The organism is Streptomyces sp. SID3343 (assembly GCF_009865215.1).
Taxonomy (GTDB): Bacteria; Actinomycetota; Actinomycetes; order Streptomycetales; family Streptomycetaceae; genus Embleya.
This window is the reverse complement of record NZ_WWJX01001034.1, coordinates 1-8,389: the sequence shown is the minus strand read 5'-3', so window position 1 is coordinate 8,389 and position 8,389 is coordinate 1. Positions and strand designations below refer to the sequence as shown.

7 protein-coding genes are annotated in these 8,389 nt (G+C 70.5%); 6 read left to right on the top strand and 1 reads right to left on the bottom strand.

Annotation, left to right across the window (positions count from 1 at the left end; genetic code table 11):
• From infB to GT354_RS32260, 6 genes are all read left to right on the top strand, one after another.
• Positions 1-1,998: translation initiation factor IF-2 (gene infB, locus GT354_RS32285; RefSeq protein WP_161359929.1), on the top strand; the 1,998-nt coding region annotated here is incomplete at its 5' end.
• Positions 1,999-2,232: 234 nt separating this feature from the next.
• Positions 2,233-2,526: a DUF503 domain-containing protein gene (locus GT354_RS32280; RefSeq protein ID WP_161359928.1), complete on the top strand. Its 294-nt coding sequence runs from the start codon at positions 2,233-2,235 to the stop codon at positions 2,524-2,526.
• Between the two features lie 125 nt (positions 2,527-2,651).
• Positions 2,652-3,137 (top strand): 30S ribosome-binding factor RbfA, encoded by a 486-nt coding sequence (gene rbfA, locus GT354_RS32275; RefSeq protein WP_161359927.1) that lies wholly within the window; start codon positions 2,652-2,654, stop codon positions 3,135-3,137.
• A complete protein-coding gene (locus GT354_RS32270) occupies positions 3,134-4,285 on the top strand; it encodes a DHHA1 domain-containing protein (RefSeq protein ID WP_202512553.1) in 1,152 nt (383 codons plus the stop codon). The genes rbfA and GT354_RS32270 overlap by 4 nt, the downstream gene beginning before the upstream one ends.
• Positions 4,282-5,175, top strand: a complete 894-nt coding sequence (gene truB / locus GT354_RS32265) for a tRNA pseudouridine(55) synthase TruB (RefSeq protein WP_161359926.1) — start codon at positions 4,282-4,284, stop codon at positions 5,173-5,175. Before GT354_RS32270 ends, truB begins: the two co-directional genes overlap by 4 nt.
• Positions 5,176-5,542: 367 nt before the next feature.
• The gene (locus GT354_RS32260; protein WP_161359925.1) at positions 5,543-6,478 is read left to right on the top strand and encodes a bifunctional riboflavin kinase/FAD synthetase; all 936 of its coding nucleotides are present in this window, start codon (positions 5,543-5,545) and stop codon (positions 6,476-6,478) included.
• Positions 6,479-6,626: 148 nt separating this feature from the next.
• On the opposite strand, the gene GT354_RS32255 is transcribed toward GT354_RS32260, so the two are convergent.
• A partial coding sequence (locus GT354_RS32255; RefSeq protein ID WP_237535694.1) for a MinD/ParA family protein occupies positions 6,627-8,389 on the bottom strand: 1,763 nt, incomplete at its 5' end.

The following is an 8,389-nucleotide window of genomic DNA, read 5'->3' as shown; positions in this document are numbered from 1 at the left end:
CGTCCCGGCGGCGGCGGCTTCGCCGGTCGTCCCGGCGGCGGCGGTCGTGGTGGCCCCGGTGGCCGCGGCGGCACGCAGGGCGCGTTCGGTCGTCCCGGTGGGCGTCCGGGTCGTGCGCGCAAGTCGAAGCGCCAGCGTCGTCAAGAGTTCGACAACATGCAGGCTCCGTCCGCCGGTGGCGTGATGGCTCCTCGCGGCAACGGGCGTCTGGTCCGGATGTCGCGCGGCGCGTCGCTCACCGACTTCGCGGAGAAGATCAACGCGAACCCGGCAGCACTCGTCCAGATCATGTTCAACCTGGGCTCGCTGCTGACCGCGACGCAGTCGGTGAGCGACGACGAGCTGCAGACGCTCGCCGCCGAGCTCGACTTCGTGATCCAGATCGTCTCCCCGGAGGAGGAGGACCGCGAGCTGCTCGAGTCCTTCGACCTCGAATGGGGCGAGGACGAGGGCGACGAGGAAGACCTCGAGGCGCGTCCGCCGGTCGTGACCGTCATGGGTCACGTCGACCACGGCAAGACCCGACTCCTCGACGCGATCCGCAAGTCGAACGTGGTCGCGGGCGAGGCCGGTGGCATCACCCAGCACATCGGTGCCTACCAGGTCGCGACCGTCGTCAACGACATCGACCGCAAGATCACCCTCATCGACACCCCGGGTCACGAGGCGTTCACCGCCATGCGTGCTCGTGGTGCCAAGTCGACGGACATCGCGATCCTCGTGGTCGCGGCGGACGACGGTGTGAAGCCGCAGACGATCGAGGCGCTCAACCACGCGCAGGCGGCCGGCGTGCCGATCGTCGTCGCGGTCAACAAGATCGACAAGGAAGGCGCGGACCCGACCAAGGTTCGTGGCCAGCTCACCGAATACGGGCTCGTGGCCGAGGAGTACGGCGGCGACACGATGTTCGTCGACATCTCGGCGAAGCAGGGCCTGGGCATCGACGAGCTGCTCGAAGCGGTCGTGCTGACCGCGGACGCGGCTCTGGAGCTCACGGCCAACCCGCACCAGGAAGCCCAGGGCATCGCGATCGAGGGTCACCTCGACAAGGGCCGCGGCCCCGTCGCGACCGTCCTGGTCCAGCGCGGCACGCTGCACATCGGCGACGCGATCGTGGTCGGCGAGGCGTACGGCCGTGTCCGCGCGATGATCGACGAGAACGGCAACAACCTCACCGAGGCCACGCCGTCCCGTCCGGTCATGGTGCTCGGCCTGACCGCCGTGCCCGGCGCGGGTGACAACTTCCTCGTGGTCGAGGAAGAGCGCACCGCTCGCCAGATCGCCGAGAAGCGGGCGGCCCGGGAGCGCAACGCGACCCTGGCCCGTCGCTCGAAGCGTGTTTCGCTGGAGGACCTGGACAAGGCCCTCAAGGCCGGCGAGATGCAGCAGCTCAACCTCATCCTCAAGGGTGACGGTTCCGGTTCGGTGGAGGCGTTGGAAGACGGCCTGCTCAACCTGGACGTCGGCGAGGAAGTCGAGCTGCGGATCATCGACCGCGGTGTCGGTGCGATCACCGAGTCCAACGTCAACCTGGCGATGGCCTCGGACGCGATCATCATCGGCTTCAACGTGCGGCCCGAGGGCCGTGCGCGGACGATGGCGGACCGCGAGGGCGTCGACATCCGCTTCTACTCGGTGATCTACCAGGCCATCGAGGAAGTCGAAGCCGCGCTCAAGGGCATGCTCAAGCCCGAGTTCGAAGAGGTCCAGCTGGGCACGGCGCAGATCCGCGCGGTGTTCCGCTCCTCCAAGCTCGGCAACATCGCGGGCTGCATGGTCACCGGTGGCACGATCAAGCGCAACACCAAGGCGCGGATCATTCGCCAGGGGGCTGTCGTCGCCGACAACCTCAACGTCGAGGGCCTGCGTCGCGAGAAGGACGATGTCACCGAGGTCCGCGAGGGCTTCGAGTGCGGTATCAACCTTGGTTCGTTCAACGACATCAAGGTCGAGGACATCATCGAGACGTTCGAGATGCGGGAGAAGCCGCGAGGCTGACCCTCACGGGTCCGAGCGTTCGAACGGCTTGAACCGAGTTCGAATCGATGAGTCGGTACGACGGATCCGCCCGGTACACACCGGGCGGATCCGCCGTCTGGTGCGGTGGCCGGCACGGTCACGGCGCCTCGGCGACACGCTGTGCCCGGGTCGCGACGTGCGTACCCGGTTCTTTTCGTCGGAGCCCCGGTGGCTTCGACCCGAGGCCTCCCGGGCCGGCCAGGCCCGTCGCCTATGTATGTGGGAACCGTCAGCCTCGACGTGCTGCTCGGCGATGTGCACTCGTTGAAGGAAAAACGATCTTTGATCCGGCCCATCCTGGCCGACCTTCAGCGCAAGAATGCCGTTGCCGCCGCAGAGGTTGAACATCAGGATTTGCATCGGCGCAGCGTGATCGGCGTCGCGGTGGTCTCCGCGACGGTCGAGCGGTGTGCCGAGGTGCTGGACAGTTGTGAACGGCTGGTCGCCGGCCGGCCCGAGCTGGAGTTGCTCTCCGCACGCCGAAGGGTGTTCGGGGACGACGACTGAGCGAGCGGGCCAAAGCGTGGCCCCGCCGCGAAGATCGAGTGGTACGAGTACACGAGCGGCCCCCGCCCCCGGTGATCCCGGAGGCGGGGCCACCGCCGAAATGCCGAGCAATCGCAGGAGGATCAGTGGCCGACACCGCGCGGGCGCGCAAACTCGCGGACCGCATCCAGGTCGTGGTCGCGGAGACCTTGGAGCGCAAGGTCAAGGACCCGCGCCTGGGGTTCGTGACCATCACCGCAGCCCGAGTCACCGGTGACCTCCGTGAGGCGACCGTGTTCTACACGGTCTACGGCGACGAGACCGAACGAGCGGCGTCCGCCGCCGCCTTGGAGAGCGCCAAGGGCGTCATCCGCAGCGAGGTCGGCCGCCAGACCGGTGTTCGGCACACGCCGTCGCTGACGTTCATCGCCGACGCGCTCCCGGACAACGCCAAACTCATCGACGATCTCCTCGCCCGGGCACAGCAGGCCGATGCGGCGGTACGCTCAACCGCCGCGGGCGCCGGCTACGCCGGTGACGCGGACCCCTATCGGACCCCGGCGGCGGACGACTCCGACGAAGAACCGGAGGCGGGGACCAAGCCGGATACACAGGAGGGCGACCGACCTTGACACCAGGCGTGGCGGCGGACCGGGACTCCGGGTCGACCGCGGGAGCGAAGCCGCGGGCCCAAGCCGGTCCCGGGGCGAACAACGGCCTCCCCCCGGAGGCAGGACAGCCGCCGACCGCGCCTGGCGCGGCCGAGTGGGACGAGGCCGTACGCCTCCTCCTGACGGCCGAGGACATCACCCTGCTGGCACATGTCAGCCCCGACGGCGACGCGCTCGGTTCGGCGCTCGCCGTCGGGCTGGCGTTGCGGGAACTGGGCCGGACCGTACGGGTCTCCTATGGCGACGACCCGCTCGTGGTGCCGTCGTCGCTGGAGTTCCTGCCGGGACAGGACCTGCTCGTGCCGCACACCGGCGTGCCGGACGAGCCCGAGTTGGTCGCGGTCTTCGATGCGGCGGGGATCTCGCGGCTCGGTCTTTTGGAGAGCCGGGCCAAGGCCGCCCGGACGCTGTTGGTGGTCGACCACCACGCGTCCAACACGCGCTTCGGCACCCATCACCTGATCGACGTCGAGGCGCCGGCGACCGCGGTGCTGGCCGACGAGTTGATCACCCGTCTCGGCGCGACGCTCACCGCCGACATCGCGACCGCGCTGTACACGGGCCTGGTCACCGACACGGGCTCGTTCAAGTACGTGGGGACCACCCCCGACACCCACACCTTCGCGGCTCGCCTGCTCGCCACCGGGATCCGGCACGACCTGATCCAGCGGGCGATCTGGGACACGTGCCGATTCGGCTACCTCAAGGTCCTCGCCGCGGCGCTCGCCCGGGCCGAACTCGACACCGACGCGGCCGGCGGCCTGGGCCTGGTGTCCACGGTGATCACGCGCGCCGAACGGGCCGCGCACGGCATCCGCCTCGACGAGGTCGAGGGCGTGATCGACGTCGTGCGCAAGAGCGGCGAGGCCGAGGTCGCGTTGGTGCTCAAGGAGGACGACGACGGCGCGCTGCGCGCGTCCGCGCGATCCAAGGGCGGCGTCGACCTCGGACGCGTGTGCGGCGCCTTCGGCGGCGGCGGCCACGCCTTCGCGGCGGGCTTCACCGCATACGATCCACCGGCCGAGGTGGTGGCCCGGTTCCGGGACCTCCTCGCCGACGCACTACTGCCGGTCGCTCCGGCGCCCGCAAACCCGGGAGACGACGCGTGACGCGCCGCAACGCAGGACCCCCACCGCCCGACGGCCTGGTGATCGTGGACAAGCCGGCCGGACTCACGTCGCACGACGTGGTCGGCCGACTCCGCCGGATCGCCGGCACCCGCCGGGTCGGCCACGCGGGCACGCTCGATCCGATGGCCACCGGCGTCCTGGTGATCGGGATCGAGAAGGCCACCCGCCTGTTGGGCCACCTCGCGCTCACCGAGAAGCAGTACGACGGCACCATCCGGCTCGGCCAGGCCACGGTCACCGACGACGCGGAGGGCGAGGTCACCGACACCACGCCCGCGGGCCACGTGAGCGACGAGCGGATCGCGGCGGGCATCGCCGAGTTGACCGGTCCGATCATGCAGGTGCCGTCGAAGGTGTCGGCGATCAAGATCGACGGGAAGCGCTCCTACTCGCGGGTGCGCGACGGCGAGGAGTTCGAACTCGCGGCGCGCCCGACCACGATCTCGGTCTTCGACGTGCTCGCGATCCGTCGCGAGGGCGACCTGATCGACATCGACGTGAGCGTCACGTGCTCGTCCGGTACGTACATCCGTGCCCTGGCCCGCGATCTGGGCGCGGGACTGGGCGTGGGGGGCCATCTGACCGCGCTGCGGCGGACCCGGGTGGGTCCGTACGCGTTGGATCAGGCCCGCACGTTGGAGCAGTTGGAGGAGTCCTTCGGGGTCCTGCCGATCGCTCAGGCGGCCGCCGCGGCCTTCCCGCGGCGCGAGGTCACCGAGGACCAGGCGCGGGCCGTGTCGCACGGCGGTCGGTTGCCGGCCGACGAGAGCGACGGGCCGGTGGGCGTGTTCGGTCCCGACGGGACGTTTTTGGCGCTTGTCGAGAACAAGCAGGGTGTGGCTCGGCCGCTTGCGGTGTTCGTGGGTTGAGCGGGGCCGGGCACGGGTGATTCTCGTGGGTCGAGCCGGTTGATCGCTTGTGGGCTTCGTGGGCGGGGTCGGTCGCCTGTGGCTTTCGTGGGCCGGGCGGCGGTTCGTCGCTTGTGGGCTTCGTGGGCGGGGCGGGGTCGGCCGCTCGCGGTTTCGTGGGTCGAGCGCGGATGACGGGCCCGGTTGTCCGGGGATTTCGGTGGTTGGGCGAGGATCACGGGTCGGGTCGTGCACGGTTTTCGGCGGCCGAGTCGGTCCACTCGGCGCGCAGGGTGATCGTTGCCACGGCGGGGCCGGGATGGCTTGGGCCCCCGCACGTGGGACGCTGGACCCGCGACACGTCACGGAAGAACGAGGAGCGGTCAAGGTGCAGCGTTGGCGGGGCTTGGAGGACGTCCCAAGCGATTGGGGACGCTCCGTCGTCACCATCGGGTCCTACGACGGTGTGCATCGGGGGCACCAGCGGGTGATCGGCCGGGCGGTCGAGATCGGTCGCGAGCGTGGCCTGCCGGTGGTCGTGGTGATGTTCGACCCACACCCCAGCGAGGTGGTGCGACCGGGGAGCCATCCGCCCCTGCTCACGCCGCACCACAGGCGCGCGCACCTGATGGCCGACCTCGGGGTGGACGCGGTGCTGGTGTTGCCGTTCACGCTGGAGCTGTCCCGGCAGACCGCGACCGACTTCGTCCGGCAGGTGCTCGTGGAGGGCCTGCGCGCGGCCGTGGTCGTGGAGGGGCGCAATTTCCGCTTCGGTCACAAGGCGGCGGGAAACGTCGCCCTCCTGGAGGAGTTGGGTGCCGCGAACGATTTCACCGTCGTCGAGCCGGAGCTGTTCGTGTCGGGCGAGGTGACGTTCTCGTCGACGGTCGTGCGCGGCCGGGTCGCCGAGGGCGATGTCGCGGGCGCGGCCGAGTTGTTGGGCCGGCCGCATCGGGTCGAGGGCATCGTGGTGCGCGGCGACCAGCGCGGGCGCGAGCTGGGCTATCCGACGGCCAACCTCGAAGTGCTTCCCTACACGGCGATCCCGGCCGACGGGGTGTACGCGGGCTGGTTGGTGATCGACGGTGAGCGGCTGCCGGCCGCGATCTCGATCGGTACGAACCCGACCTTCGACGGCGTCGACCGCCGCGTCGAGGCCTACGCGCTGGACCGCACCGACCTGGACCTGTACGGCATGCACGTGGCCGTCGACTTCCTGGAGTATCTGCGCGGCACCGAGCGCTTCGACTCGATCGACGACCTGCTGGAGCACATGGCCCGCGATGTGAAGCGGGCGCGCGAACTGATCGACGCGACGGAGTAGTTCGCACCCCGTTCGTATCGATGACGTCGCAGACGAGGGCCCGAACTCGGTGAGTTCGGGCCCTCGGTGTTGGTGTTTCCGCCCCGTCGGGCGGGGCGTGGCGAGGGCCGCCTCGGGCTTTCGGGTCCGAGGCGGCCCTGGTGAAGTCTCAGCCCTGGTGCGGGGGTTGCCAGCCGCCGGGCGGGGGCTGCTGGTAGGGGTAGGGCTGTTGTTGTTGCTGGTGTTGGTGTTGCGGGTCCTGGTACGGCGGTTGCTGTTGGGGGTGTTGCTGGGGCGGTGGGTAGCCCTGGGGTTGGGCTTGCGGTTGCCCGTAGTACGGCTGTTGCTGTTGCTGCTGGTACTGGGGTTGCCACTGTTGTAGCTGGTCGGCGGGCTGCATGCGCTGGAATTCCTCCGCGACCAGCGCGGCCAGCTCGAAGTACGACTCGCGGGTCTTGGGGCGCATCATGTCCAGGTCCAACTCGGCGCCGGCGGACAGGTGTTCGTCGAACGGGACGACGACGACCGCACGGCAGCGGGTCTCGAAGTGGGCCACGATGTCCTCGGTCTTGACCATCTTGCCGGTCTCGCGCACGCCCGAGATGACCGTGATGCTGTGGGCGACCAGGTCGGCGTATCCGTGCGCCACGAGCCAGTCGAGCGTCGTGCTCGCGCTGGTCGCGCCGTCCACACTGGGCGTGCTGATCACGATCAGTTGGTGCGCGAGGTCGAGTACGCCGCGCATCGCGCTGTAGAGCAGGCCGGTACCCGAGTCGGTCAGGATGATCGGGTACTGCTTGCCGAGCAGGTCGATCACCTGGCGGTAGTCGTCGTCGTTGAACGTCGTGGACACGGCGGGGTCGACGTCGTTGGCCAGGATCTCCAGGCCGCTCGACGACTGTGACGTGAAGCGCCGGATGTCCATGTAACTGTGCACGTGCGCCATCGAGTTGACCAGGTCGCGAATGGTCGCGCCGGTCTCGCGGCGGACTCGGCGCCCCAGCGTGCCGGCGTCCGGGTTCGCGTCGATCGCGATCACCCGGTCCTGCCGCTCGGTCGCCAGCGTCGCACCCAGGGCCGTGGTCGTCGTGGTCTTGCCGACGCCGCCCTTGAGGCTGATCACCGCGATCCGGTAGCAGCCGAGTACGGGGGTGCGGATGCGGTCGAGCCGCTCTGCCCGGCGGGCGTCCGCCGACTTGCCGCCGAGACGGAAGCGCGGGGTCTGCCGGCGCGGCTGCGGCTGCTTGCGCAGGAGCCGGTCACTGGTGAGCTCGACGGCCGCGGTGTAGCCCAGCGGTGCGCCGCCGACCGTGCGGGCGGGCGCGCCGGCGCCGTCGGGGTTCCAGGACGGCGGGTTGCCGTTGGGCGGAGTGCCTGGATTGTACGGGTATTGGGCTTCCGGGCTCTGGGCGTACGGGTTCGGCGGTTCGGGGACCTGCGGGGGCTGCGGGCCCTGGGGGCCCTGTACGGCCTGCGGGTCGGGGACGCCGTGGGGCGGTGTGCCCTGGCCGTACGGGTTCGGTGTCAGGGGCGGCTGTTGGTAGGGCGCGCCCTGGCCGTAGGGCGGCTGCTGCGGGCCCGGTGCGCCGTGTGGCGGGGTGCCTTGGCCGTAGGGGTTCTGTGGGCCTTGGGGACCCTGGGGACCCTGGGGACCCTGCGGGCCCGGTACGCCGTGGGACGGGGTGCCTTGGCCGTACGGCTGGTTGTACTGGCCGGGGCCCGGGGGCGGCGGCTGCGGTTGACCGTAGGGCGGGCGGCCGGGCTCCTCGGGCTCGCCGAAGGCGCGTTGCATCCACGCGTTGTCGGTGGGTTGGGGCTGGGGTGGCTGTTGCGCCTGCGGCGGTAGGGGCGCGCCGGGCGGTGGCGGCAGCGGTTGGCCGGAGGGTGGTGGGGCGTTGCCGCCCCAACCCTCGGCCGCGCCCGGCGCGGGGC